General features: G+C 64.5%; 27 protein-coding genes, 2 pseudogenes and 1 riboswitch. Of the genes and pseudogenes, 24 read left to right on the forward strand and 5 right to left on the reverse strand.

Going from position 1 to position 24497, the window contains the following annotated elements; translation table 11 throughout:
• Positions 1 to 4 precede the first annotated feature (4 nt).
• The 7 genes and pseudogenes from ACFQDL_RS14910 to ACFQDL_RS14940 all read left to right on the forward strand — a co-directional run bounded on the left by ACFQDL_RS14910 (position 5) and on the right by ACFQDL_RS14940 (position 6314).
• Positions 5 to 694 carry an ABC transporter ATP-binding protein gene (locus ACFQDL_RS14910; RefSeq protein ID WP_379909726.1) on the forward strand — a complete coding sequence of 230 codons (690 nt, stop codon included), beginning with the start codon at positions 5 to 7 and terminating at the stop codon, positions 692 to 694.
• Between the two features lie 43 nt (positions 695 to 737).
• Positions 738 to 1511, forward strand: a complete 774-nt coding sequence (locus tag ACFQDL_RS14915; RefSeq protein WP_379909727.1) for an ABC transporter permease — start codon at positions 738 to 740, stop codon at positions 1509 to 1511.
• Entirely contained in the window at positions 1508 to 2452 is a 945-nt protein-coding gene (locus ACFQDL_RS14920) for an ABC transporter substrate-binding protein (protein ID WP_379909728.1), read from the forward strand. The genes ACFQDL_RS14915 and ACFQDL_RS14920 overlap by 4 nt, the downstream gene beginning before the upstream one ends.
• Before the next feature lie 10 nt (positions 2453 to 2462).
• Positions 2463 to 3113, forward strand: coding sequence for a TenA family protein (locus ACFQDL_RS14925; RefSeq protein ID WP_379909729.1), 651 nt, complete (start codon positions 2463 to 2465; stop codon positions 3111 to 3113).
• A 9-nt stretch (positions 3114 to 3122) separates the two neighbouring features.
• Positions 3123 to 3785 (forward strand): thiaminase II, encoded by a 663-nt coding sequence (tenA, locus tag ACFQDL_RS14930; protein ID WP_379909730.1) that lies wholly within the window; start codon positions 3123 to 3125, stop codon positions 3783 to 3785.
• 134 nt (positions 3786 to 3919) lie between these two features.
• A pseudogene (gene thiC / locus ACFQDL_RS14935) lies at positions 3920 to 5798 on the forward strand (phosphomethylpyrimidine synthase ThiC).
• Positions 5799 to 5927: 129 nt separating this feature from the next.
• Positions 5928 to 6314, forward strand: coding sequence for a ribonucleotide reductase subunit alpha (locus ACFQDL_RS14940; RefSeq protein ID WP_379909731.1), 387 nt, complete (start codon positions 5928 to 5930; stop codon positions 6312 to 6314).
• 4 nt (positions 6315 to 6318) lie between these two features.
• On the opposite strand, the gene ACFQDL_RS14945 is transcribed toward ACFQDL_RS14940, so the two are convergent.
• Positions 6319 to 7032 (reverse strand): DUF3108 domain-containing protein, encoded by a 714-nt coding sequence (locus tag ACFQDL_RS14945; RefSeq protein WP_379909732.1) that lies wholly within the window; start codon positions 7030 to 7032, stop codon positions 6319 to 6321.
• A gap of 250 nt (positions 7033 to 7282) precedes the next feature.
• Positions 7283 to 7357: riboswitch (cyclic di-GMP riboswitch) on the forward strand.
• A 410-nt stretch (positions 7358 to 7767) separates the two neighbouring features.
• Between ACFQDL_RS14945 and ACFQDL_RS14950 the strand changes: the two genes are divergently transcribed.
• The 15 genes from ACFQDL_RS14950 to ACFQDL_RS15020 all read left to right on the forward strand — a co-directional run bounded on the left by ACFQDL_RS14950 (position 7768) and on the right by ACFQDL_RS15020 (position 19740).
• Positions 7768 to 8781: a diguanylate cyclase domain-containing protein gene (locus ACFQDL_RS14950; RefSeq protein WP_379909733.1), complete on the forward strand. Its 1014-nt coding sequence runs from the start codon at positions 7768 to 7770 to the stop codon at positions 8779 to 8781.
• 172 nt (positions 8782 to 8953) lie between these two features.
• Positions 8954 to 9166, forward strand: a complete 213-nt coding sequence (locus ACFQDL_RS14955) for a Flp family type IVb pilin (RefSeq protein WP_379909734.1) — start codon at positions 8954 to 8956, stop codon at positions 9164 to 9166.
• A gap of 38 nt (positions 9167 to 9204) precedes the next feature.
• A complete protein-coding gene (locus ACFQDL_RS14960) occupies positions 9205 to 9609 on the forward strand; it encodes a prepilin peptidase (RefSeq protein WP_379909736.1) in 405 nt (134 codons plus the stop codon).
• Positions 9516 to 10070: a TadE/TadG family type IV pilus assembly protein gene (locus tag ACFQDL_RS14965; RefSeq protein ID WP_379909737.1), complete on the forward strand. Its 555-nt coding sequence runs from the start codon at positions 9516 to 9518 to the stop codon at positions 10068 to 10070. The genes ACFQDL_RS14960 and ACFQDL_RS14965 overlap by 94 nt, the downstream gene beginning before the upstream one ends.
• 20 nt (positions 10071 to 10090) lie before the next feature.
• A complete protein-coding gene (gene cpaB / locus ACFQDL_RS14970; RefSeq protein ID WP_379909738.1) occupies positions 10091 to 10924 on the forward strand; it encodes a Flp pilus assembly protein CpaB in 834 nt (277 codons plus the stop codon).
• 10 nt (positions 10925 to 10934) lie between these two features.
• Entirely contained in the window at positions 10935 to 12116 is a 1182-nt protein-coding gene (locus ACFQDL_RS14975) for a type II and III secretion system protein family protein (RefSeq protein WP_379909739.1), read from the forward strand.
• On the forward strand, positions 12113 to 13201 hold the full coding sequence (locus ACFQDL_RS14980; protein ID WP_379909740.1) for an AAA family ATPase: 1089 nt from the start codon (positions 12113 to 12115) through the stop codon (positions 13199 to 13201). The genes ACFQDL_RS14975 and ACFQDL_RS14980 overlap by 4 nt, the downstream gene beginning before the upstream one ends.
• Entirely contained in the window at positions 13201 to 14475 is a 1275-nt protein-coding gene (locus ACFQDL_RS14985) for a CpaF family protein (RefSeq protein ID WP_379909741.1), read from the forward strand. Before ACFQDL_RS14980 ends, ACFQDL_RS14985 begins: the two co-directional genes overlap by 1 nt.
• Positions 14469 to 15293: a type II secretion system F family protein gene (locus ACFQDL_RS14990; protein ID WP_379909742.1), complete on the forward strand. Its 825-nt coding sequence runs from the start codon at positions 14469 to 14471 to the stop codon at positions 15291 to 15293. Before ACFQDL_RS14985 ends, ACFQDL_RS14990 begins: the two co-directional genes overlap by 7 nt.
• Positions 15293 to 16198, forward strand: a complete 906-nt coding sequence (locus ACFQDL_RS14995) for a type II secretion system F family protein (RefSeq protein ID WP_379909744.1) — start codon at positions 15293 to 15295, stop codon at positions 16196 to 16198. The genes ACFQDL_RS14990 and ACFQDL_RS14995 overlap by 1 nt, the downstream gene beginning before the upstream one ends.
• Positions 16199 to 16200: 2 nt before the next feature.
• Positions 16201 to 16965 (forward strand): tetratricopeptide repeat protein, encoded by a 765-nt coding sequence (locus ACFQDL_RS15000; protein WP_379909745.1) that lies wholly within the window; start codon positions 16201 to 16203, stop codon positions 16963 to 16965.
• Positions 16958 to 17146, forward strand: a complete 189-nt coding sequence (locus tag ACFQDL_RS15005) for a DUF3613 domain-containing protein (protein WP_379909746.1) — start codon at positions 16958 to 16960, stop codon at positions 17144 to 17146. Before ACFQDL_RS15000 ends, ACFQDL_RS15005 begins: the two co-directional genes overlap by 8 nt.
• Positions 17146 to 18507: a pilus assembly protein TadG-related protein gene (locus tag ACFQDL_RS15010; protein ID WP_379909747.1), complete on the forward strand. Its 1362-nt coding sequence runs from the start codon at positions 17146 to 17148 to the stop codon at positions 18505 to 18507. Before ACFQDL_RS15005 ends, ACFQDL_RS15010 begins: the two co-directional genes overlap by 1 nt.
• Positions 18504 to 18893 carry a hypothetical protein gene (locus ACFQDL_RS15015; protein WP_379909748.1) on the forward strand — a complete coding sequence of 130 codons (390 nt, stop codon included), beginning with the start codon at positions 18504 to 18506 and terminating at the stop codon, positions 18891 to 18893. The genes ACFQDL_RS15010 and ACFQDL_RS15015 overlap by 4 nt, the downstream gene beginning before the upstream one ends.
• Positions 18894 to 18957: 64 nt before the next feature.
• A complete protein-coding gene (locus tag ACFQDL_RS15020; RefSeq protein ID WP_379909749.1) occupies positions 18958 to 19740 on the forward strand; it encodes a TSUP family transporter in 783 nt (260 codons plus the stop codon).
• 204 nt (positions 19741 to 19944) lie between these two features.
• On the opposite strand, the pseudogene ACFQDL_RS15025 reads toward ACFQDL_RS15020, so the two are convergent.
• Together ACFQDL_RS15025 and ACFQDL_RS15030 are read right to left on the reverse strand one after the other, a co-directional pair.
• A pseudogene (locus ACFQDL_RS15025) lies at positions 19945 to 21044 on the reverse strand (PQQ-dependent sugar dehydrogenase).
• A 144-nt stretch (positions 21045 to 21188) separates the two neighbouring features.
• Entirely contained in the window at positions 21189 to 21554 is a 366-nt protein-coding gene (locus ACFQDL_RS15030; protein ID WP_379909750.1) for a YacL family protein, read from the reverse strand.
• A 191-nt stretch (positions 21555 to 21745) separates the two neighbouring features.
• On the opposite strand from ACFQDL_RS15030, the gene ACFQDL_RS15035 reads away from it, so the two are divergent.
• Positions 21746 to 21937, forward strand: a complete 192-nt coding sequence (locus tag ACFQDL_RS15035; protein WP_379909751.1) for a CPXCG motif-containing cysteine-rich protein — start codon at positions 21746 to 21748, stop codon at positions 21935 to 21937.
• 94 nt (positions 21938 to 22031) lie between these two features.
• Positions 22032 to 23477, forward strand: coding sequence for an NAD-dependent succinate-semialdehyde dehydrogenase (locus tag ACFQDL_RS15040; protein ID WP_379909752.1), 1446 nt, complete (start codon positions 22032 to 22034; stop codon positions 23475 to 23477).
• 114 nt (positions 23478 to 23591) lie between these two features.
• Here the strand turns inward: ACFQDL_RS15040 and ACFQDL_RS15045 are convergent, their stop codons facing one another.
• Together ACFQDL_RS15045 and ACFQDL_RS15050 are read right to left on the reverse strand one after the other, a co-directional pair.
• The gene (locus ACFQDL_RS15045; protein ID WP_379909753.1) at positions 23592 to 24134 is read right to left on the reverse strand and encodes a nucleoside 2-deoxyribosyltransferase; all 543 of its coding nucleotides are present in this window, start codon (positions 24132 to 24134) and stop codon (positions 23592 to 23594) included.
• 73 nt (positions 24135 to 24207) lie between these two features.
• Positions 24208 to 24372, reverse strand: coding sequence for a hypothetical protein (locus ACFQDL_RS15050; RefSeq protein WP_379909754.1), 165 nt, complete (start codon positions 24370 to 24372; stop codon positions 24208 to 24210).
• Positions 24373 to 24497 lie beyond the last annotated feature (125 nt).

Genomic DNA, 24497 nt, shown 5'->3' on the forward strand with positions numbered 1-24497 from the left:
GCTGATGCTCGGCGTCGAGATCCGCAACGCCAGCCTGGCCTGGCAGGGGCACCCGCTGTTCAGCGGCCTGGAGCTGAGACTCCCGGCCGGCGAGTGGACCTGCCTGCTGGGGCAGTCCGGCGTCGGCAAGAGCTCGCTGCTGCGCCTCCTGGCGGGCCTGACCGATCAGATGCAGAGCCATGCCGAGATCGCGACCTGCGATGGCCGGCCGCTCGCCGGACGGGTGGCCTGGATGGCGCAGCAGGATCTGCTGCTGCCCTGGCTCAGCGTGCTCGACAACGTGCTGCTGGGGCCGAGGCTGCGGCAGGGCCGTGCCGACGCGGCGCAGCGGGAACAGGGGCGCTATCTGCTCAGCCAGGTCGGTCTGGCGGGGCTGGAAGCGCGCTATCCCGCGGCCCTGTCCGGCGGGCAGCGTCAGCGTGTGGCGCTGGCGCGGATGCTGCTGGAGGACAAGCCGGTGGTGCTGATGGACGAACCCTTCTCGGCCCTCGATGCGGTGACCCGGCTGAAGCTGCAGGACCTGGCCGCGCACCTGCTGACGGACCGTACCGTGCTGCTGATCACTCATGACCCGCTGGAGGCGCTGCGCCTCGGCCACCAGGTGCGGGTGCTGCAGGGCCGTCCGGCACGATTGACGGCACCGATAAGGCCTGCAGGGCATTCCCCCGGGCCGTTGACCAGCCCGAGGTCCTGAAACTGCAGGGGCAGCTGTTGCGTCAGCTCTCGGAGGTGACGGCATGAAACTGCTGCGACTGCTGGGCATCGCGGCCGGCCTGTGCGGCCTCTGGCAGCTGCTGGTCTGGACCACCGGTGCGCCGAAATTCATTCTGCCCGGGCCCGCCCTGGTGCTGGAGGCGCTCACCGGCAACGGCGCTCTGCTGCTGCAGCATGCTGGCGTGACCCTGGCCGAGATCCTGCTCGGATTGCTGCTCGGGGTATTGCTGGGGCTCGGCAGCGCCCTGACCCTGATCTGGTTTCGCCGACTGAGGCCCTGGCTGCTGCCGGTGCTGGTGGTGAGCCAGTCGATCCCGGTATTCGCGCTGGCGCCGGTGCTGATGCTCTGGCTCGGCTACGGCATGGCGTCGAAGGTCGCGATGGCGACCCTGATCATCTATTTCCCGGTCACGGCCGCCTGCTATGACGGTCTGCGCCACACCCCGGCCGGCTGGCTCGAGCTGGCCCGCACCCTCGGCGCCGACAGGCGCGGCCAGTTGCTGCAGATTCGCCTGCCGGCGGCGCTGCCGGCCCTGGGGTCGGGTCTGCGCGTCGCCGCCTCGGTAGCGCCGATCGGCGCCGTGGTCGGCGAGTGGGTCGGTTCCTCGACCGGCCTCGGCTACCTGATGCTGCACGCCAACGCGCGCATGCAGGTCGATCTGATGTTCGCCGCACTGCTGGTGCTGGCGCTGATGGCGGTCAGTCTCTATTTCCTGATCGACCGGCTGCTCAGGGCCTTGATGCCCTGGCAGCCGGAAACCCTCTTCGACGACAACGACAAGGACAACGCTGCATGAAAACACTGAAAACGAAGGTTGCCGCTATACTGGCCGGCGCGCTCCTGAGCGCCAACAGCCTGGCGGCCGACAAGGTCACGCTGCTGCTGGACTGGTTCATCAATCCCGACCATGGTCCGCTGATCGTGGCGCAGCAGAAGGGGTACTTCGCCGAGCAGGATCTCGAGGTCGAGATGCAGGAACCGGCCGACCCGTCGATGCCGCCCAAGCTGGTTGCCGCCGGCAAGGCCGATATGGCGGTCTCCTACCAGCCGCAGCTGCACGTCCAGGTGGACGAAGGCCTGCCGCTGACCCGGGTCGGTACCCTGGTGGCGACACCGCTGAATTCGCTGATCGTGCTCGAAAGCAGCGAGATCAAGTCGATCAGGGACCTCAAGGGCAAGAAGGTCGGTTACTCGGTCGGCGGTTTCGAGGATGCGCTGCTCAAGGCGATGCTCAAACAGCAGGGGCTGGCGCTCGAGGATATTGAGATGGTCAACGTCAACTGGTCGTTGTCGCCGTCGCTGATTACCGGCAAGGTCGACGCGGTGATCGGCGCCTACCGCAATTTCGAACTCAACCAGATGGAGATCGAAGGCCACCCGGGCCGTGCCTTTTTCGTCGAGGAGCAGGGCGTACCGGCCTATGACGAGCTGGTGCTGGTGGTCAACAACAAGGACCGCGAGGACCCGAAATACGGCCGCTTCATGAGGGCGCTGGAGAAGGCGACCCAGTATGTCGTCAACCACCCGGACGAAGCCTGGGCAAGCTTCAAGAGCTACAAGCAGGACCTGGACAGCGAGCTGAACAAGCGCGCCTGGGCCGATACCCTGACCCGGTTCGCGCTGCGCCCGGCGGCGCTGGACGAGGGCCGCTATCGGCGTGTCGGCGCCTTCATGCAGGCCCAGGGGCTGACCAAGTCGAATCCGGCCGTGGCGACCTATGCCGTCGAGCCCAAATAAGGTGACGACCATGACCCAGCCCTTTTCCGAGCAGCTGCGGGCCGCCGCCGAACCCTGGTGGAGCGGCGCCGTCGAGCACCGCTTTACCGCCCAGCTCGGCGACGATGTCCTGTCCGACGAGATCTACAGCCGCTATCTGCTGCAGGACTACGCCTTCGTCGGCACCCTGGCCGACCATGTAGCCCGCACCCTCGCCGCGGCGCCCGATATGGCGGCCAAGGGTGTGCTGGCGGCTTTCCTCGCGGCGCTGACCTCCGCCGAGAACGACTATTTCGAGCGCTCCTTCGCCGCCCTCGGGATTGCGCCGGACGAGTATCGGGCACCGAAGCTCAATCCGGTGGCCCAGCTGCTGGCGCGGGAGATGCAGGACGCCCAGGCCTGCGGCTATGCCGACATGATCACGGTGCTGGCCTGTGCCGAATGGGCCTACCTGCGCTGGGCCAAGCTGCAGGCGATCAAGACGCCGCCGCAGCGCTTCTGGCTGCGGGAATGGATCGATATCCATGTGCTGCCCGAATTCGAGCAGTTCGTCGCCTGGCTGCGCGGCCAGCTCGACGGCTTCGCTTCCCTGGACGAGGCCGATCGCTTGCGGCTGCACGACCGCTTTACCCGCATGGCCTGGCTCGAACAGGCGTTCTTCGATGTGCTGATGGATGACTGAGGAGGATCGATGTCCGTATTTGAACAGCTCAAAGCCGCCGCCCAGCCCGACTGGGATGCCTATATCCGGCACGATTTCGTGCGGGGGCTCGGCGATGGAAGCCTCGAGAAGGCGTCCTTTCAGCACTATCTGAAGCAGGACTATCTGTTCCTGCTGCAGTTCAGTCGCGCCTGGGGGCTGGCGGTCTACAAGAGCCGTACCCTCGAGCAGATGCGTTATGCTCAGCAGGGCATCAATGCGATGCTCGACACCGAGATCGGCCTGCACGTGCAGTACTGCGCCGACTGGGGCATCGGTGAAGAAGCGCTGCAGCGTCTGCCGGAAGCCTCGGCCACCGTGGCCTATACCCGCTACGTGCTGGACTGCGGTCTGGGCGGCGACCTGGCCGATCTGCATGCGGCCCTGGCGCCCTGCATCGTCGGTTACGCCGAGGTCGCCAACTGGCTCGAGGCACAACCGTCCACCCGGCTCGAGGGCAACCCCTACCGCAGCTGGGTCGAGATGTACGCCAGCGACGAGTACCAGGCGGTCGCGGCCGCCGAGGTCGAGCTGCTCGATCGGCTGTGCGCCGACCTGCCGCAGCGGCGCCTGGACGAGCTGTCCCATATTTTCCACACCGCGACCCGGATGGAAGTGGCCTTCTGGCAGATGGGCCTCGACCTGAGTCCCTGAGGCTCCCTAGAGCGAAACATTCACCCGACCCTGTCGCCTGGCGATGGGTTGGGGGCCCTTTGGCCAGAAAACCGAGAAAAACAACGTCGGCAGGACGCCGGCATCACTCTCCCAGCGAAAAAGAGGACAACAAGATGGCAGAGCAGCACAAACCCTTCAGCCGCGGCCCGGTCTCCGATGCCGCTTCGGTGCAGCCGTTCCCGAAATCGCGCAAGGTCTACGTCGAGGGCAGCCGTCCCGACATCCGGGTACCGATGCGCGAAATCAGCCTCGACGACACCCCGACCGGCATGGGCGGCGAGAAAAACGAGCCGCTGTACGTCTACGACACTTCCGGTCCCTATACCGACCCGGATGTCGCCATCGACGTGCGCAAGGGCTCAGCCCCTTCGCGCCGGCTGGATAGAGGAGCGCAACGACACCCAGCAGCTCGAAGGCCTGACCAGCGACTACGGCCGCCAGCGCGAAGCCGACAAGAGCCTCGACGAGTTGCGCTTCGAACTGACCCGCAAGCCGCTGCGTGCGCAAGCCGGCAAAAACGTCACCCAGCTGCATTATGCGCGCCAGGGCATCATCACGCCGGAGATGGAATACATCGCCATTCGTGAGAATATGAAGCTGGCCAAGGCGCGTGCCGAAGGCAATATTGTTGCGCAGCAGCATCCGGGCCAGAGTTTCGGCGCCCGGCTGCCGGACGAGATCACGCCGGAGTTCGTGCGCCGCGAGGTGGCCGAAGGGCGTGCCATCATCCCGTGCAACATCAACCACCCGGAGCTGGAGCCGATGATCATCGGCCGCAACTTCCTGGTGAAGATCAACGGCAATATCGGCAACTCCGCCGTGACCTCATCGATCGAGGAAGAGGTCGACAAGATGACCTGGGGCACCCGCTGGGGCGCCGACACCATCATGGACCTCTCGACCGGCAAGAACATCCACGAGACCCGCGAATGGATCCTGCGCAACTCGCCGGTGCCGATCGGCACGGTGCCGATCTACCAGGCGCTGGAGAAGGTCAACGGCGTCGCCGAGGACCTGAACTGGGAGGTGTTCCGCGATACCCTGATCGAACAGGCGGAGCAGGGCGTGGACTATTTCACCATCCATGCCGGCGTGCTGCTGCGCTACGTGCCGATGACCGCCAAGCGCATGACCGGCATCGTCTCCCGCGGCGGTTCGATCATGGCGAAATGGTGCCTCGCGCACCACCAGGAAAACTTCCTCTACACCCATTTCGAGGAGATCTGCGAGATCTGCAAGGCCTACGACGTCGCCTTCTCGCTCGGCGACGGCCTGCGCCCGGGCTCGGTCTACGACGCCAACGACGAGGCCCAGTTCGCCGAGCTGGAAACCCTCGGCGAGCTGACCAAAATTGCCTGGAAGCACGACGTCCAGGTGATGATCGAAGGCCCGGGCCATGTGCCGATGCACATGATCAAGGAGAACATGGACAAGCAGCTCGAAGAGTGCCACGAGGCACCCTTCTACACCCTGGGCCCCCTGACCACCGATATCGCGCCGGGCTACGACCACATCACCTCCGGCATCGGCGCGGCGATGATCGGCTGGTACGGCTGCGCCATGCTCTGCTACGTCACGCCGAAGGAACACCTGGGGCTGCCGAACAAGGACGACGTCAAGACCGGCATCATCACCTACAAGATCGCGGCCCATGCCGCGGACCTGGCGAAAGGGCACCCGGGGGCGCAGATACGCGACAACGCCATGTCCAAGGCGCGCTTCGAGTTCCGCTGGGAAGACCAGTTCAATATCGGCCTGGACCCGGACACCGCGCGCGCCTACCACGACGAGACGCTGCCGAAGGAATCCGCCAAGGTGGCGCACTTCTGCTCGATGTGCGGACCCAAGTTCTGCTCGATGAAGATCAGTCAGGAGGTGCGCGAGCTGGACGAGAGCCAGATCGCCGCGATCAACCTCGAGGCCGAATCGGGCATGCAGCAGAAGTCCGAGGAGTTCCGCGGCACCGGCGCCGAGATCTATCACAAGGTGTGATGGAGAGGGTGACGCGTAACGCGTAACGCGTAACGCGTCACCTCGGTGGTACCACTTCCGGGGAATAACGCCGGGCGCGGCGCTGTGGTACAACTGGGGCGCTACCACCGGATAACCCAGAGGTTCGTCATGATCGCCAGTTTTTCAGACCTGCTCGCGGCCGCCGCATCCCAGCCGGAGCCGCAGCGGCTGCTGTTTCTGTTCGCCAGCGCCGATGGGCAGGGCAAGGCAAAGGGCAAACAGCGCGGCACCCTTCAGCCGCTGATGTGTGTCGACAAGCTGCCGGCGGAGCTCGACAGCTTCCGGGCACTGGCCGATGAGGCCGACCAGATCTCCCGGGACTGGGATTTCGTCTTTATCGCCGGGCTGAATGGCGCCAACGGCCAGCCACCGTCGAGCGAGGACGCCGAGCCCCATCTCAACCAGATGGTCAACGACCTGATGGGCGGCCACAACATGGCCCGCTATGTGGTGCTGGACCGGCAGGAAAATCCGGTGATGCTGCAGGCAGGATAAGGCCTTATTGCTGCAGCCAGCTCTCGAATCCGGGGGCGATATGGATCTCGTCGAGATCGATGCGGTAGCTGGCGCCCTCATCGCTGTAACTTAGGCGGGCCAGCTGGTAACCATTGCCCGGGCTGAACCAGATGCGGGTGCTCTCGTCGGCATCCTCGTCCTCTTTCGCCAGGCGCAGGGTCTCGAGTTCCCGGCCATGCAGTTCCAGGCTGTCCGGCCCCTCCAGCCTGAATTCATAATGCTTGAGTTTGCCGCGTCGCAGAAAGCGATAGCTGAAGCGGTCCCGTTCATGGGCAAGGTCGTGCTGCATCTTCAGCTGATAGAGCAGAGGGTCCAGGGTGCCCGGTTCGAGTCCCAGATGCCTGCGTTCTCCGTTGTCGATATAGGTGGCGCTGTTGTTTTCCGGGTCGAATTGCAGCTCGTAACCCCGGGAAATGCCGAAAATCTTCTGGCGGTAGCTGTAATGCTGCGGCATCCAGTTTCCCCGGGCATCGAGACTGAAGATGCTCGACTCCTCGATCCGGGCAATGGCGCTGTCGGCCACGGAGTCGAAGCGATACTTCCGGTCGCCGATCGGGGTGAGGCTGCGTACCAGGCCCAGTTCGAAACCGCGATAGCTGGCCTCGTAACGCGCCTGCAGCAGCGGTTCTGCGGCCTGCAGGGCTGTCGAGAGCGGCAGGGCCGCCAGTATCAGCCAGGGAATAACATGCGCGCCCATCCTGTTCTCCTCCCGGTCGCTCAGTGATCGGATTCTGCCTACTGTACGGCAGTTGGATGACGCTTGGCAGCCTCTGCGTGCAGGTGAGAGCGACACTGGCGGATGCATGTCCTATATGGCTGTATCTATTCGGAGACAGTGGGTCGTTATAAGATATTTGTCTAATCGCTCGGCCCGGCGACTGCTACATTGAAGGTCGAGTACCGTGCAGACGTCAGGGTATCTGCAACAGAGCGTTACAAAGATCCTCTCTCGATAACGGCAAATCCCGAGCAATCGGGTGGCGCAAAGTCTCGGATCCGAATCGGATGGCCGGACCACCGAAAGAGAGTGAACCTTCACGAGCCTGAGGCCCGAGGATCTTTCGAACAGGGTGTTTCGAAGGGCACTTCGGGCAAGGCTGTCCCGCGTTACCGGTCCAGGTTTGCCGTCCTATCGAAACTTTCCTGCTCATGGCGTAAAAGGTTGTTCGGGTTTCCACAGGCCTCCAATCCAATTGCTGGAGGAGCCTGCAGGGAAAGACAGTCCCGGCCTTGCTGGAGAGGCGGGTGTTTGTCGGCCCATCGCGACAGGGATGTCGCACTTTTAATTTCCGTCCGGAACGCCGCTGCAGTTCGGCTGTGGCCAGCGGTTCGGAGAAGCGGTCGGGCGCAGGGATGAAGGATGGACAGGATTTGGATTCAGATTCAGGCGCTTGTCGCCGCTGTGGAAGCAGGGCTTCCCGGGACCGGTTTAATGCTGTTTCTGGTGCCGCTGTCGATCTTGCTGCTCTGGCTGATCCTGTCCACCCTGGCCTACCGCCGCCGCATGGCCGTTGCGGCCGATGCGTTGCGCCTGGCCAACCGGCGGCTGTCGATGGCGACGTCGGTCGCCGGGGTCGGCGTCTGGGAATGGCTTCCGTCGCAGGACCGGCTGATCTGGAATCCGGTCATGTATCGGCTCCACGGTCTGGCGCCCGGGACCGGGCCCAGTCTGCAGAGCTGGAAAGCACTCGTAATCCCGGAAGACGGCGGGCGGCTCGACAGCATGGTCGCGAAGCCCGGCTGCGGCGGCTGCGAAATCGAAATCAGGATCGTGCGCCCGGACGACGGCGAGGTCCGAAGCCTGAAAACAACCTGTCAGTGGCTCGAGGGCGCCACCGGCTGGCGGCTGATCGGGACCCAGGTCGATATCACCGAAGAGCAGGGTGCCAAGCGGCGGCTGTTCCGGGACGTCTATCGCGATGCGCTTACCGGACTGCAGAACAAGCGGGCACTGGATGATCATCTGGCGCAGCAGCTGACCCGCGACAACCGGCGTCAGGAGCAACAGGCGCTGTTCTTTATCGATCTCGATGGCTTCAAGGCCGTCAACGATACCTGGGGACACGATATCGGCGACCGGCTGTTGCAGGGGGCCGCGAACCGGATGCGTCTGGTTCTGCGCCATGACGATCAGGTCTATCGCCTGGGCGGGGATGAATTCGTTGTCTCGATCAGGCTGCATGGCGAACCGCCGGACGTGCTGGAGCGGATCTCGACGAAACTGATCGAAAGCCTGGCCGAGCCCTTCGATTTCGACGGTCGCTGGTGCCGTATCTCGGCCAGTCTCGGGATCGCGCGGGCGCCCCTGGATGGTGATACACCTGAAGCCCTGTTGAAAGCTGCCGATACCGCGATGTATGAAGCCAAGAAAAAGGGCAAGAACCGTTTCTGCTATTACAATGCACGTTTCAATCAAGCTTCTAAAAAAGCACTTGCTGAAAACTGATTTTTATAAAAAAGTACGTGACCGGCATATTCAATCTTTGTATGCTGTCGCAGAACGGATACGGATTTAATCCGTTCAGGCAGGCTCGAGTGATACTCCGAAACAATACTATTAACGGGGTCTCAGGCAGTCCGGGCTGATCATGGTAAGACATGAATCATGAGGGATTATTATGAGCATACTGCACATTGCTTATTCCCGTATTCGGGAACATTTCCGCCTTTTTGTCCAGGATGAAGAGGGTGCCAGTGGTATCGAGTATGCGCTGCTGGCAGCCATGGTCGGGGCTATCCTGGCGCTTTTCGTAACGCCTGTCGGTGACCAGATTCTCGCAACAATGAACGATATTCTCACAGCGATGGGAGGTACGGCCGTCACCAACTGAGGCCGTTTGTAGTGGAGCCGTTACGGCTTCTGCTTCCAGTGCTACTGCTTCAGATCGCAGTATTTGACGCCCGATACCGCCGTATCCCCAATAGCCTGCTACTGGTGCTGCTGGCGGTATCGCTGGGCTCGCTGCTGCTGATTGAAAGGAGCCTGGCGGGTGTTCAGCTGGGGTGGCAGGACATCGGACTTTCGATGTTAACGGTTCTGGCCGTTACATTGCCGGGTTACCTGAAACGGCAGCTGGGGGCCGGCGATTTAAAATTGCTTCTGGTTTGTTGCCTGGTTTTTACACCGGTGCAATTGATAACGATTATCGCTTTTTCTTTTTCAGCTCTGGTGGTGGCGGGATGGATAGGGAAATTCGGAAAAAACAAAATACCCTACTCACCTTTCTTGATGCTTTGTTCATTAATAATGCTGTGTCTGCCTCCAGCAGGTTGAGTTCTGAGCGGCAGCGAGGCAGTGCCGGTATAGAGTTCGTACTGGTGTTCCCGGTTTTCTTTATTATCTTTTATGCCATCGTTAATTACGGGTTGATCTTTTCTGCCAGTCAGATGCTGCAGTATTCGGCCGAGGAGGGGTTGCGGCGCAGCCTGTCCTTCGTCGATGAGAGCTGTTATTTCACCGAGAGCGGGTGCGAATCCGCTTCGGTACGGGCGGAAGTCGAGCAGGCGACCCGGGCAATGCTCAGTCAACTGTCTCGGAATGCGACCTCGACCAGTCTTGGCAGCCTTTTCGGCCAGTCGCTGGACGAGGCGCTGCAGATCACCGCGACCGACACCACCGGTGGTGGCTGTTGCCAGGTTCAGCTGCACTACGACTACGAAAACCACCCCTTTCTGCCGCCGTTGATGCTGCCCGTACCCGGCGAGCTCAGCAGGGTGGCGAGCCTCAACCTTTAACCCGACGGGATGGAGAGGGCATGCAAGGACGAAGCCTGAGGATCATTGCCATCGTACTGTTCGGCCTGGCGCTGGCCCTGGGGCTGTACGGCCTGAATCTGGGAACGCCGGAGCCGGCCGTGGAAGCGGCAGCGCCGGTGCCCGAGCCGCGGGAGAGCGTCTGGACCTTCCGTGTTGCGCTGCCGGGTGGTGCCGCCTTGCAGCCGGAACATCTCGAACAGGTTCAGGTGTTGCAGCGCAACGAGGCCGATGTCGAGGACGCCGTGCCCTATTACGGCCGGGTGCTGGCACGGGGCGTCAGCGCCGGCAGCCGGCTGCAGGAGACACTGCTCGAGCCGGACCGGCCGATGCTGGATGCGCTGGCGCCGGGATTCCGTGCCGTCGCCGTCCGGGTCGACGAAGTCACCGCGGTCGGCGGACACCTGCGCACCGGCGACCGGGTTGACGTGCTCTTCTATCTCAAGGCCAACCGGGAGGCCGGCAATTTCAGCAGTGCCCGGCGTCTGCTCGGCAATCTGGAGGTGCTCGCCTACGGCCCCGAGTTGATCGGCAGCAGCGAGCAGGAGCGGCAGGAGCGCGCCCGCTCGGTGGTGCTGGCGGTTCCGGCGTCCCGGACCGCCGAACTGTTGCTGGCCGAGAGCAGCGGCAGTTTGCGCCTGGCGGTCGTCGGCCAGCGCGAACCCTCGGTGCCGGAACAGGAGGCGGCCGTTGCGGCTCATGCCACCGCGCTGAGAACCCTGATCGTCGGCCCGGAAAAACCGCCTCCGCCGCCGAGACGCCTGGCTCTGCCGGCACGCCCGAAGGTCGAGCTCTACCTTGGTGAAGAGAAGAAACTGGTCAGTACAGGGTATTGAGGGAGAGCCGATGTTGTTGCGAATTCTGATGCTAATGCTGACCCTGGCTGTCCCGACGGCGCTACAGGCCCAGGAGCGCAATCTGCTGGTGGGCAGTCAAACGACGCTGGCAGTACCGGCCGGCATCGAGCGGGTTGCGGTAGGGACACCGGAGGTGGCCGGCGTTCAGGTACTGTCGAGCCGACAGCTGCTGGTCACCGGCAAGGCGGCTGGGGAAACCAGCCTGCAGGTCTGGCTGCGGGGGCGGCCGGCGCCGATCGACTATCAACTCAACGTCTATCCGCCCGACGTTTCGCCGGACAGCATTCAGGTCCAGACCGATATCAAGGTGGTGGAGGTCAGCAGGCAGGCGCTGAAGTCCGCCGGCTTCTTCTTCGGCAAGAACACGGGCAATACGACGCTGGCGATCGGCGGGTCGGCGCTCAGCGGCGTCGAATCTAACGATAACGGCGGCTTCACCCTGACCAGCGGATCGGGTTTCCTGGCGGACAGCGGGGCTTTCGGCATTATCGCCGGCGATGCCAGCCGGGGCCTGCTCGGCACGGTCAGTGCGCTGAGCAGCAACGGCTTTGCCTATACCCTTGCGGAGCCGAGCCTGGTGTCGATGTCCGGCCAGCCGGCGTTCTTTCTGGCCGGTGGCGAGTTCCCCTTCCCCAAGAGCTCCGACGATGGCGAAATCAGTGTCGACTTCAAGGAGTTCGGCATCCGGCTGCAACTGACGCCGACGGTACTGGCCGACCAGCGCATTCTGCTCAAGGTGGCGCCGGAGGTCAGCGAACTGAACTTTATCGACGGCCTGCAGGCGGCCGGTGTGGCGGTGCCGGCACTGCAGGTGCGGCGCACCGACACCACGGTACAGTTGGGTACCGGCGAGAGTCTGATCATCAGCGGACTGGTCAGCCACAGCACGATGAAAAGCGCAGACCGTCTGCCGTTTCTCGGCGATATTCCGGTCCTCGGCGCCTTTTTCCGTTCGACCCGGCTCGATCGCAGTGACAAGGAACTGCTGATGATCGTGACGCCGCACCTGGTCCGACCGCTGGCCCGCGATGCCGAGCTGCCGCCCCTGCCCGGCGAGATCTATCGCCACTACCAGCCGAGTTTTGCGCGGCTGCTGTTTCTCGATCCGGCGCCCGGCACGCCGGGAACCCTGCCGCCGGGCATGGGCTTTTCCGGGGAGGCGAGGCCATGAGAATGCTCGCCTATGCCAGCGACAGCGACTCGCGTGGCACCATCGACGCCCGGATTCCCGAGGGCATTGACCTGCACTGGCTCGCGCAACCCGAAGAGCTTTCGTCACAGGAGAATGCCCGGGGGCTCGTGCTGTTCAGCCGGCGCTGGCCGGACCCGGCCATCGAACGCCTGCTGAAGCTCTTCACGCCCAGGCCCGTGGTGCTGATCGACATGACCGACGAAGGCCACTGGCACAATGTCGAGCAACCCGCGGGCGTTCGTCTGACGGATCTGAACGAGTTGGAGGACCAGCTGTTTCAGCTCTGCTCGCCGCAGGCCTTCTCGCCGGCGCGCACCCTGGCGCTGCTGTCCGCGCGCAACGATTTCGACGGTGCCCTGGTGGCGATCTACGCGGCCTGGTCGCTGAAAAAGCGCAAATCGGGGCGGGTGCTGATACTGGACCTCGGTCTGCCCCAGTCCGATGTGGCGGCCTACCTCGACCTGCAGCCGCGCATCGGCCTGGTCGACCTGGTGGAAAGCCGCGACCAGCTCGATCGCGGCTGGCTCGACGACAAGGAGATCGAGGCGGTGCCGGGCATCGACGTGATCGGCCTGCGGGCGGAGACCGGACTCGGCCGCATCAGTGCGCAAGCCCTGACGTCGGCCCTCGAAGCCCTCGAGTCCCGCTATGACCACCTGGTGTTCAATCTCGTGGGCATGCAGCCGTCTGCGCTGCTGAAGCTGGTGGCAACCCGCTGCGAGCAGCACTGGCTGCTGGCCGATCAGAAGAGCCTGAGCCTGGCCGCCGCGATGGAGATGGCGCACGAGCTGTTCGAGCAGGGCATCAGGCCCGGCGGTGTCAACCTGCTGCTGGCACCCTACAGCCGCGAGGTGCTGCCGGCACTGGACAGCATCGAAAAACGGATCCCGCTGCCGCTGCGCGGTGCCCTGCCCTGGATACCCCAGGCCCTGACCCATATCAATGCCGGTACCTTGCTGCCGCCGCCGGCGGATCTGCTGCCGCTGATGCAGGCGGTGGAGCGGGCGCTCTGGTTGCGCGCGCCCGATCCCTGGTGGCGCCGGCTGACACACAGGAGCGCCTGATGGAGCTGTCAAATGACGATCTGCGCCTGCCCAGCCGGCTGCCCGACATTCTCGGGGACGAGGACCGCCTGAGCCTCAAATCGAGTCTGCACCGGCACATCATCGAACGTCTCGAGGAAGACGGGCTGATGTTCGAGATGGAGCGCGTCGAACTGCATCCCCATGTGCAGGACTATGTGCGTTCGTACCTGGCGGAACACGAGATTCGCAAGGGCGAGCACGATACGGGGCAATTGGTGGCGGAGCTGCTCGACGAGATGATCGGCTTCGGTCCCCTGCAATCGCTGCTCGACGATCCCGGCGTCGACGACATCCTGATCAACGGGCCGCGGGAAGTGTTCGTCGAGCGTCGCGGCAAGCTGGAGCGGGCACCGCTGCGCTTCATCAACGACCACCATGTGCTGCGGGTGATCCGGCGCATGGTGGCGCCGCTGGGCCGCCGCATCGACGAATCCTCGCCGATGGTCGACGCCCGCCTGCCCGATGGCAGTCGTATCAACGCGATCATTCCGCCGCTGTCCATCGACGGACCCTGTCTGTCGGTACGCAAGTTCAGGTGCGATGCCCTGGGAATGGAGGATCTGATCCGTGGCGGCGCCCTGAACATGGAGATGAGCCAGTTTCTCGTCGGCGCGGTCAGGGACCGGCTCAATATCCTCGTCAGCGGTTCGACCGGCTCCGGCAAGACCACGCTGCTGAACGTGCTGAGCCAGAACATCGGTAGCGGCGAGCGGGTCGTGACCATCGAGGATGCGGCCGAACTGCAGCTGCGCAACGGCCATGTGGTGCGACTCGAGACCCGGCCGCCGAACAGTGAGGGGCAGGGCGAGGTCACGGCCCGCGATCTGCTGAAGAACGCGTTGCGCATGCGTCCGGACCGGATCATTCTCGGCGAGAGCCGCGGTGGCGAGGTGCTCGACATGCTGCAGGCGATGAATACCGGGCACCAGGGCTCGATGAGTACGGTACATGCGAATTCGGCCCGGGATGCGCTGATGCGGGTCGAGATGATGGTCACCCTGTCCGGCTTCAGTGCCACCGAGACGCTGATCAAGCAGATCATCGCCACCTCGCTGGACATGATCGTGCATGTGTCGCGGTTGCCCAGCGGCAAGCGCCTGATCACCGATATTCTCGAAGTGCAGGATGTCGCCGATAATCTGATCCGCACCCAGCAACTGTACCGCCATGCTCCCGAGGAGGATGAGTTTCGCAGCGTCGACGGGCTCTCCCGGACACTGCAGCAGAAGATGGAGAGGTACCGGACATGCTGATGCTGGCGGCGCTGTTGTCGTTGCTGGCGGCGGGGCTGTTCTGGTATGCAGGACGGCAGCCGGGAGCCCCTGTACAGGCGGCGCCACGGAAAGTCGCCAGGCCGGCCCTGCATCCTGTGCTGTCGGCATTGTCCCTGCGATCACGGCTGGTACTGGCCGCGCTGGTGCTGGCTGGCGGCGCTGTCGGTTACCGCGTCGGCGGTGCGGTGCCGGCGGCCCTCGGCGCCGGCGGTATCGCCGCACTGGCGCTGATGATCCTGCTCTGGCGCCGCTCGACGATGAAAAGACAGCTGCGGGCCCAGCTGCCGGGGTTCCTCAATCAGATCACGCGCCGTGTCACCGTGGGCGCCAACCTGAGCCAGGCGGTGCAGCAGGCGGTTCAGCATACCGACAAGCCGCTGCAGCGGGTGCTGCTGCGGGCCCGGCAGCGGGCCCAGCTCGGTGACGAGCTGGCGGACGCTTTTCACCATGAGGCGCGGCGTACCGGACTGGCCGAACTGGATCTGATCGCCACGGTGTTCAACATCAATCATCAGTATGGCGGCAGCATCGCCGGTGCCCTCGACAATCTGGTCAGGCTGTTGCAGCAGCGCGAACGGGCACAGCGCGAGCTGAAGGCGATGACCGGCGAAACCCGCTTCACCGCGCTGGTGCTCGGGGCGGTGCCGGCGCTGATGGCGCTCTATCTGTTGCTGGTGAGCCCGGACTATCTGCTGCGCATGTGGCACGACGACGGTGGCCGGCAGTTGCTGCTGGCCGGTGCCTTCATGCAGCTGGCCGGTGTCCTGGTGCTCTGGCGCATGGTGAGGTCGATCTAGTGCTGTCGCTGCAGCAGGGACTGATACTGGCCAGCCTGGTGCTTTCGGTCGTCGGTATCGGGCTCATCTGGTGGACCCGGCAGCGGCGTCTGCGATTGCGTATCGAGGCCCGGCTGGCCGAATCGGTGCGCCGGCGTGGCGGGGGCGGACGGCTGCTGGCCCAGGGTCAGGAGCTCTGGCGCAAACGTCGTCGCCAGCGCGAACCGCTGGCCGAGCTGTCGCTGCTGTTGCGACAGGCCGGCCGCGTCAGCAGCCGCGAGCAGTTCCTGGCGCTGCTGCAGTTGGGCGCGGTCTGGCTGGCGTTGCAGGCGCTGGTGTTCTACTGGGGCTGGCAGCAGGAGATGACGCCGGCGTCGCGTCTGCTGGTACAGACATTCGCGCTCGCCGGCGGCGGCCTGGTACTGATGCGCTGGCTGCGCTGGCGGGTCGCGGCGCGGGCGGCGGAGATCGACGAGGAACTGCTGCTGGTACTGCAGGTGATGCGCATTCTCTGGGAGGTGGGCATGTCCCTCGAGAGCATGCTGCGAATCCTGAGCCGGGAGCTGGATTCGCTGACGCCGGAAGTGGTACGCGAACTGCGGGTGGTGCAGGCCAAGATCGAGTCGGGCGAATCCCGCGAGCGGGCGCTCGGCGACATTGCGCGGCTGTCGGTGTCGGAGGGACTGCAGGATCTGATGCTGCTGCTGACCCAGGTTTCCGAGACCGGCGGCGGCATGTCCGGATCGCTGGCCGACCTGTCGGAGTTGCTGGCGGACCGGCGTCGAACACGGCTGCAGGAAAAGGTCAGCAAGCTGTCCGGGCGCATGTCGGCGGTGATGATGCTGCTGCTGTTTCCGGCGCTGCTGCTGGTGCTGGCGGGGCCGGGCTTTCTCGCGCTGATTCAGGCATTGGAACGAGTGGGGTAGGCATGAGAGCAACGGGATGGTTCCTGCTGGCGCTGCTGCTGAGCGGCTGCGGCACGACGTCGAATTTCAGGATGGCGGAGTACCGGGCGCAGGAGCCCGAGCCGCCGCAGCCGCAGGGGTACTGTGGCGAGCGGCTCGATGCCTCCGTGGGGGTGCAGCTGTCGCTGGTGCGCCAGCAGCGGGCGAGGGGCCAGCTGTTCTCGGCGCTGGCAAGTCTCGATGCCCTGGCGGACGAGACACCGACCTACCGCCTGCTGCGGGCCGATATTCTCAGGGAGATGGGCCGCTTCGACGACGCCCGCGAGCAGTATGCCGCGCTGGCCGACAGTTGCCTGGCGGGTCAGGCGTTGCATGGGCTGGGCCGTATCGATGCCCAGGAACAGCGTCCCTCGATGGCGCTGGCGCGCCTCCGGGCCGCGGTCACGCGCATTCCGACCGATGCCGATCTGCGCAACGATCTCGGTTTCCTGCTGCTGGCGATGGGCCAGGACGAGCCTGCACGCCGGGAGCTGCTGACGGCACTGGAGCTCGACAGCGGCCACGGCGCGGCGGCGCGCAACCTCTGGTTCCTGCTGCTGAAAAACAACGAGAACGATGCGGCCCGCCTGCTCGCGGGCCGTTTCGGCTGGTCGGCGCAGGAGGAGCAGCAATACCGCTCGGCCGTCGCCCGTTTCACCCCCTCGATGCAGGAGCCCTGCGATGAACCGACGCTTTTTTCTGGCCCTGTTGATAACGGCTCCGGCGCTGGCGCAGGAGCCGGTGGCTGAACCGGAGATCGGGCTGCAGACCCGGCACTGGCTCGAACTGCAGCGCAGCGGGCGGCAGGCGAGCCCTGTACAGGACCGTCTCGCGCCGGCCGCGGCCGACCGGGTCAGCAAGCGCATGCACGACAGCTTCAGCCATCCGATACCGGAGCACTTCGTCGACCGGGAGTTCGGGGACGACTGATGACGCGGCGATACCAGGGAGGGGCCATCGGACTCAGCGCGGCTCTGTTGTTGCTGAGCGCGTTGCTGCTGGCGGCCTTCGCCATCGACACCGCGCGGCTGTTCTTCGCCCAGCGCCAGCTGCAGACCCAGGCCGACCTGGCTGCGCTGGCGATGTCCCGCGGCGCCTGCTACCTCGACGGCGTCAACGACAGCGAGGCGCTGGCGGACCTGGCCCTGGCCAATCTGCTGGAAAACGGCTTCGATGCCAGCACCGGGGAGGCCAGTTTCAGTTTTGGCGAAGCCTCGATCGCGGACAACCACTGGCAGCTGGCCGAAGGGGCCAGTTACCAGCCGGCCGGCCGGGTCAGCCTGACCGGTACCCGGCCGGCGAGTCTGCTGGCCGGCGGTCTCTGGGGCGGCACGGTCGAGCTCGGAGCGGCGGCCACCGTCTACAAGCGCATGGCCGTCGGTTTCGGCATCGGCTCCGGACTGGTCGATCTGGACCTGACCAACTCGCTGCTCGGCGCCCTGCTCGGCGGCAATGTCAACGTGCTCAGCTACGAGGGGCTGGCCACGGCCAGTCTGAGCCTCGGCCGTCTGCTGGAGGCGGCCGAGGCCCGCGGGCTGCTGGCCACGGATCTGGAGGTCGGCACCGTCGACGAGGTGCTCGAATCGGAAGTCGCGCTGGCGGACCTGCTGGCGGCCTCGATCGATGCGCTGAACGCCGAGGGCAGCGCCGATGTCGAGGTGATCGCGGCGATGGAAGAGCTGAGGAGTGTCGCCCAGCTCGGCGGCCTGGATCTGACCCTGTCCGACCTGCTGCAGCTGGCCACGCCCGCCGATGCCGGCATGGACGAGGAGATGCAGCGTGCGGCCCTGGCGACCCGGCTGGATCTCTATGGTCTCGCCACCGGCGCCATCTATGCCGCCAACCAGGGCCATTTCGTCGAGATCCCGGGCCTGGCCGCGGATCTCGGTATTGCCGGACTCGGCGTCGGCCTGACCATTATCGAACCGCCGCAGTACACTTTCGGCCTGCTGCCGGCCGCGACCGGGGATCCCTGGGTTGCGTCGGTCGAGACCGCCCAGATCGAACTCGATATCAAGGCCACGCTGCTCGACGGGGGCTGGATCTGGGACTGGTCTACCTGGACGTCGGCAGTCTGGGTATTCATGTCGATGTCGCCCGGGCCGAGACCCGGTTGCTGGGTGCCGGAGGGTGCAGTCTTGGCGCAGCCGAAGTCCGGCTCGATTTCGAGACCCTGCCGTCGGTGGCGAACCTGGTCATCGGCGATGGCGGCGATCCCCTTGACCCTTCGGATTTCGGCGATCCGTCCCAGCCCGTCAGCCTGGATGCCGGCGTTCGACTTGCGCTCGTGACCGTGCCGGTCGAGGTCAATATCGATGCCGAGGTGCCGGTCAGTAGCCAGCAGGCCGTCGGGCACAGGGTCGTGCTGCGCCAGCAGCCGCTTCCCTATACCGAAGAGAATATCAGTGCCGGGCTCGGCGACACCCTCGACGACAGCCTGGCCGGGCTCGTGCTCGACCTGGAGGTCGATGTGCTGGGCAGCACACTGCTCGGCGCCGTGATCGCAGACGTGGTCGACTCGCTGAACAGTTCGCTGTTGCCGCTGGTCGGCGATCTGATCGGTCAGCTGGTCGAAAGTCTGGTCGAGCCGCTGTTGCAGGCACTGGGCATCACTGTCGGCTATGCCGACGTGATCGTCGTCTCGGTCGAATTCGACGGCAACAATCTGATCCAATAGCCGGCCCTCGGCGGAAAATGCTACGCTTCGCGTCCCCGAACGATAAGGATTTCGAGAGATCCCGATGGCCGACTTGCTGTGGTGGCAATATGCCCTGATTGGACTGATCTTCATCTGGAGCGGCTTCGTGCGCTCGGGCCTCGGCTTCGGCGGCGCGGTGCTGGCACTACCCTTTCTGCTGCTGATCCTCGACGAGCCGCTGGTGTTCCTGCCGCTGATCGGGGTACACCTGCTGATCTTCTCGAGCTGGATCGCCTGGCGCGGCCATCGCCGGACCCGAGGCGAGCGGGATGCCAGCGACCAGGGCAATATCGACTGGCGCTATCTGTGGCACTCGCTGAAAATCATGATTGTGCCCAAGCTGGTCGGCGTTTTCGGCCTGCTGACACTGCCGGGCGATATCATGACGACGATCATTTTCGGCATCGTCATCGTCTATGCCATCGGCTATGTGCTGAACCGGCCCTTTCGCAGCAACCACCCCTGGGTCGACAACCTCTTCCTGATGCTCGGCGGCTACGTCAGCGGCACTTCGCTGATCGGCGCGCCGCTGATCGTCGCCGTCTACGGCACCCATGTGGCCAGACATCAGCTGCGCGATACCCTGTTCGTGCTCTGGTTCATCCTGGTGGTGATCAAGATGGGGTCCTTCCTGATCGCCGGTGTCGATCTGCAGCTGATTCACCATCTCTGGCTGTTGCCCTGCGCCCTGGCCGGCCACCTGGTCGGCGAGCGCTTCCATGCCCATATGGTGAAATCCGAAACGCCGCTGTTCTTCCGGGTGCTCGGCACCGTGCTGATCGTCGTCAGCCTCATGGGCATCGCCAAAAGTCTGGAGGTGTTGTAGTGGTGCCGTTCGCGCCGCTCAGGGCACCGTGCCTGAGTCGCTGTAGGTTGGAATGAGTCCCGAAGGGGCGAATTCCGACATGTTCCCGGAATTCGTTGCGCTCATTCCAGGCTATGGTGTCCTGTAGGGTGCCGGTGAGCGTAGCGAACCGCACCGCGACATTGCCAGACCGTACACCAACCGGGGGCTATATCCGCCTGATGATCAGTCGGCCGGCTCGAGCCTTACCAGACGCCCCGGGTTCTCGTCGGTGAGCAGGTAGACGAGGCCGTCGGGGCCTACCTTCACCAGCCGGATGCGGCCGAGTTCGCCGCGCAGCAGCTGCTCTTCCGCCACCACTTCGCCGTCCTCCAGCACCAGCCGCGACAGCAGCTCGTATTTCAGCGCGCCGACCAGCAGGTTGCCCCGCCAGTCCGGAAACCTGTCACCCCGGTAGAACGTCATGCCGGACGGGGCGATCGACGGATCCCAGTAGTAGACCGGCTGCTCCATGCCCGGCTTGTGGGTGCCTTCGCCGATGGCGGTGCCGATGCCGTAATTGACGCCATAGGTGATCACCGGCCAGCCGTAGTTGTGTCCGACCTCGAGCCGGTTGACCTCGTCGCCCCCTGGGGACCGTGCTCGAGGGCCCAGACGGTGGTGCCGTCTGCGTCCAGGGCCAGTCCCTGGACGTTGCGATGGCCGTAGCTGAAGATCTCGGGCCGGGCGCCGGGATGTTTCGCCAGGACATTGCCGGCCGGCACCGTGCCGTCGTCCCGCACCCGGATCATGGAGCCGTTATGATCGCCCAGGTCCTGGGCGCGGTCCCTGTCGCCGCGATCGCCGAGGCTGATATAGAGCAGGCCGTCGCGGTCGAACAGCAGCCGGCCGCCGAAATGGCGCCCGCCGTTCGCCTTGGGACTGGCGCGGAAAATGACATCGACGTTCTGCAGCCGCTCGTCCAGCAGCTCGGCCCGGGCGACTTCGGTACCCAGGCCGCCCGCACGGCCGGAGCCGGCCGAGTAGCTGAAGTACAGCAGCCGGTTATGTTCGAACTGCGGATGCAGCGCCAGGTCCAGCAGCCCGCCCTGGCCTCTGGCCGCGATCTCGGGCAGTCCGGCCAGCGGCGCCGACAGGGTGCCGTCGACGGCGATCCGCCGCAGCCGCCCCGGCCGCTCGCTGACCAGCATCGAGCCATCCGGCAGGAACACCAGTCCCCAGGGTGTTCCAGCTGGTCGGACAGGGTGACGGCTTTGACGGCACTGGGCGCAGGCGCCGGAGCATCGGTGATGGCCGCCAGCACCGGCGCGACGAGGAACAGCCATAGGCTCAGGGTACGCAACATCACGCGACTCCTTCAGTATTTCGGGGGCATCCGAAACAGTTTAGCCAGTCCTGAAGCGGTGGGGAGAAGTGCATGAAGCTTCGTCATGGAGTCTGCAGCCATGCCGATGTTTCACCGCTGCTGATCAGCCTGCGATCAGTTCGCGCCAGGCGACGAGGACATCGTTGAAATCATCCAGACCGCAGCCGGCCTCGAGTTCCTCGTCGTAATAGTCCAGATCCTCGAGGTCGAACCCGTCGGCGTCATGGTCCAGGCTGTGGGCACGGATGCGTGCCTCCTCCCGGTCCAGTTCAAGACGGAACTCCCGACCGTCGAGCCGGTAGTCCCGAAGCTGCCGCTGCTGAAGTCCTGCGATTGTTTCAAGCAGCTGTTCGAGGCTGGGCAGGTCGCTGCCGAGCTCCTCGCTCAGCCAGCGACCGATCGCTTCCTGCCCCATTGAAAATTCCGCGAAGTAACGCCCCAGTTCGTCGCGCCCGACCGTGTAATCCACCGCTCTTCCGTATCCGTCGAGTAAAGACGCCATAGTGCGCCATATTGGCGAAGTGGAAAAGTCCTGCCGTCGCCATCGGCAAATCTGGGCTAACCTTTCCGCAGTGGCAGCTCAGCCATGCGCGCCTTGCCGCCGGCAATCGGGGCAGGGTGCCGGCTGCGCGAGTGACAATAGAAAAAGGGTATCCCGGCATGAATACACTGGAAGAGGTGGATCTCTATTGCCCCTACTGCGGTGAACATATCAGCGTGCTGGTGGACTGCAGCGAGGCCGAGCAGCAGTACGTCGAAGACTGTCAGGTATGCTGCAGTCCGATGCTGCTGTCGGTGAATGTCGATGGCTCAGGGCTGCCGATGGTGGATGCCGCGCGCGAAAACGAATGACAGCCGGGGCCTCAGGCACCGGGGCCCGGTAAACGCAACTATTTCAGGCCAGGTTAATAAGGGTATCCGACGAGACTGGATCGGAGGAGGTACCATGCAGCTCAAGCATCCGGCGCTGCTGAAAACGCAGCTGTATATCGACGGTCAGTGGCGGGATGCCGCGACCACTTTCACCGTTCGCAACCCGGCCAGCGGCGAGCCTCTGGCCGAAATCGCCAAGGCCGGCGGCGATGAGACGAAGCAGGCGATCACAGCGGCTGAACGGGCCTTTGCATCCTGGCGCAAGCGGCTGGCCAGGGAGCGCAGCCAGATGCTGCGGCGCTGGAGCGAACTGATGCTCGAGCACCAGGAGGATCTGGCCGCGATCATGACATCGGAGCAGGGCAAGCCCCTGACCGAGGCGAAGGGCGAGGTGGCCTATGCCGCCAGCTTCCTGGAATGGTTCGCCGAGGAGGCGAAACGCGTCTACGGCGATATTATCCCGAGCCACAAGACCGATGCCCGCATCCTGGTGACGAAACAGCCGGTCGGCGTCGTCGGTGCCATCACGCCCTGGAATTTCCCGCTGGCGATGATCACCCGCAAGGCCGGCGCTGCGCTGGCGGCCGGTTGCACCCTGGTCGCCAAGCCCGCCACCCAGACGCCGCTGTGCGCCAGCGCCCTGGCGGTACTGGCGGAGGAGGCCGGCATCCCGGCCGGTGTCTTCAACGTCGTGGCCGGCGATACCCGGGCGATCGGCGAGGCGCTGATGAGCTCGCGAACAGTGCGCAAGATCTCGTTCACCGGCTCTACCGGCACCGGCAGGCTGCTGATGCGCCAGGCCGCCGACAGCATCAAGAAGCTGTCGCTGGAACTGGGTGGCAACGCGCCCTTTATCGTCTTCGACGACGCCGATATCGAGACCGCCGTAAAGGGGGCTATGGCCTCCAAATATCGCAACACCGGCCAGACCTGTGTCTGCGTCAACCGCTTCCTGGTGCAGGAGGGCATCTACGAAGCCTTTACCGAGGCGCTGGCGAAGGCGGCCTCGGGGCTCAGGGTCGCGGATGGCTTCGCCGAAGGCGCCGAGCAGGGGCCGCTGATCAACCAGGCGGCTTTGGACAAGGTCGAGGAGCATGTCGCCGATGCGGTGAAACTGGGCGGCAAGCTGCTCTGCGGCGGCAAGCGCCATACGCTGGGCGGAACCTTCTACGAACCGACCGTCATCGCCGACGCGAATCCGCAGATGCGACTGGCGTCGGAAGAAACCTTCGGCCCGGTGGCCGCCTGCTACCGCTTCAAGACCGAGGCGGAGGCGATCGCCCTGGCCAACGACACCGAATTCGGGCTGGCCGCCTATTTCTATGCCCGCGATATCGGCCGGGTCTGGCGCGTCGCCGAAGCGCTGGAAGCCGGCATCGTCGGTATCAACGAGGGGCTCATCTCGACCGAGGTGGCGCCGTTCGGTGGCGTCAAGGAGTCGGGGATGGGGCGCGAAGGCTCGAAATACGGCATCGACGACTACCTCGAGATCAAATACATGCTGATGGGCGGGATCTAAAGACAGCTGTAGGGTGGAATGAGCTTGCGAATTCCACCGGTGAGTCGCACACCGGTGAGTCGCACTCCGGTGAGTCGCATTCGAAGCCATTGGTGGAATGCGGGCCTTCGGCCCTTATTCCACCCTACGCATAATCAAGCGCAATACCTTTTCGAACAGGCTGAGGTGCGTGTCCAGGCTGTGCTCGGCGGCCTCGGTCAGCAGTGCGCCGCCGCTGTCTTCGATGGCGCCGACCATCATCAAATTGTCAGCCATGTCGAAGCGCTCGATCGTCAGGCCGTCGGCATCGGTGTCGGCGCCGTCGGCGGCGATGCGGTCGGCATAGAGTCGGCCATCCAGCGTATAGCCCCAGACCGGTTTGCCGCGCGCGGTCATGTAACCCAGCTCGAACGCTGTGCCGACGTCCATGCTCGGGCCACGGAACGGCGTCATATTGGCGATGACCAGGTCTGCCCGCTGCATCAGACCGATATTCGCGCGGAAGATTGCAAGGCCTGACTCATAGGGCGGGAGACCGGCGAGTTCGAGTTCCGTATCGAGCGGGAAGAGCCCTTCGCAACCGTAACGCTTGCAGAGATCGACCTTGGCGCGGCCGGCCTCGCGAGCGTTGGGCCAGAATACATCGGGGCCCGCGAGATAGATTTTTGCGTTAGGCATCATGGCATCTCCGTTGACGTGGCGGTCCGGGCCATGATGCCGGTATTAAGGCCGCTGTGCACCTGTCACGGACTCAACCGGCCAGCAGCCAGGGGTTCTTGCGTGCTGCGCGGGCACTGGAGCGCTGGGCCGGACTCATGTCCTCATCGGATGCGACGAACGGTGGGCGTTCGGTGACCGGTTTCTCCGGTGTACGTTGAAGGTGGCGCAGAAGTCGTTTCAGCGGATTGACAGACATGGTAGTCGTTCCTCCCATGGGAGATTCCCCTGTGAGCCGGCGGGGGCCGTACCGTACTGCGTATCATGTAATCGATCTTTCGATAACCGATACGGCAACGGCCGCTTTCAGGATCAGTCGATCAT

Origin of the sequence: Marinobacterium aestuariivivens (genome assembly GCF_042661465.1) — a bacterium.
GTDB lineage: Bacteria > Pseudomonadota > Gammaproteobacteria > Pseudomonadales > Balneatricaceae > Marinobacterium_A > Marinobacterium_A aestuariivivens.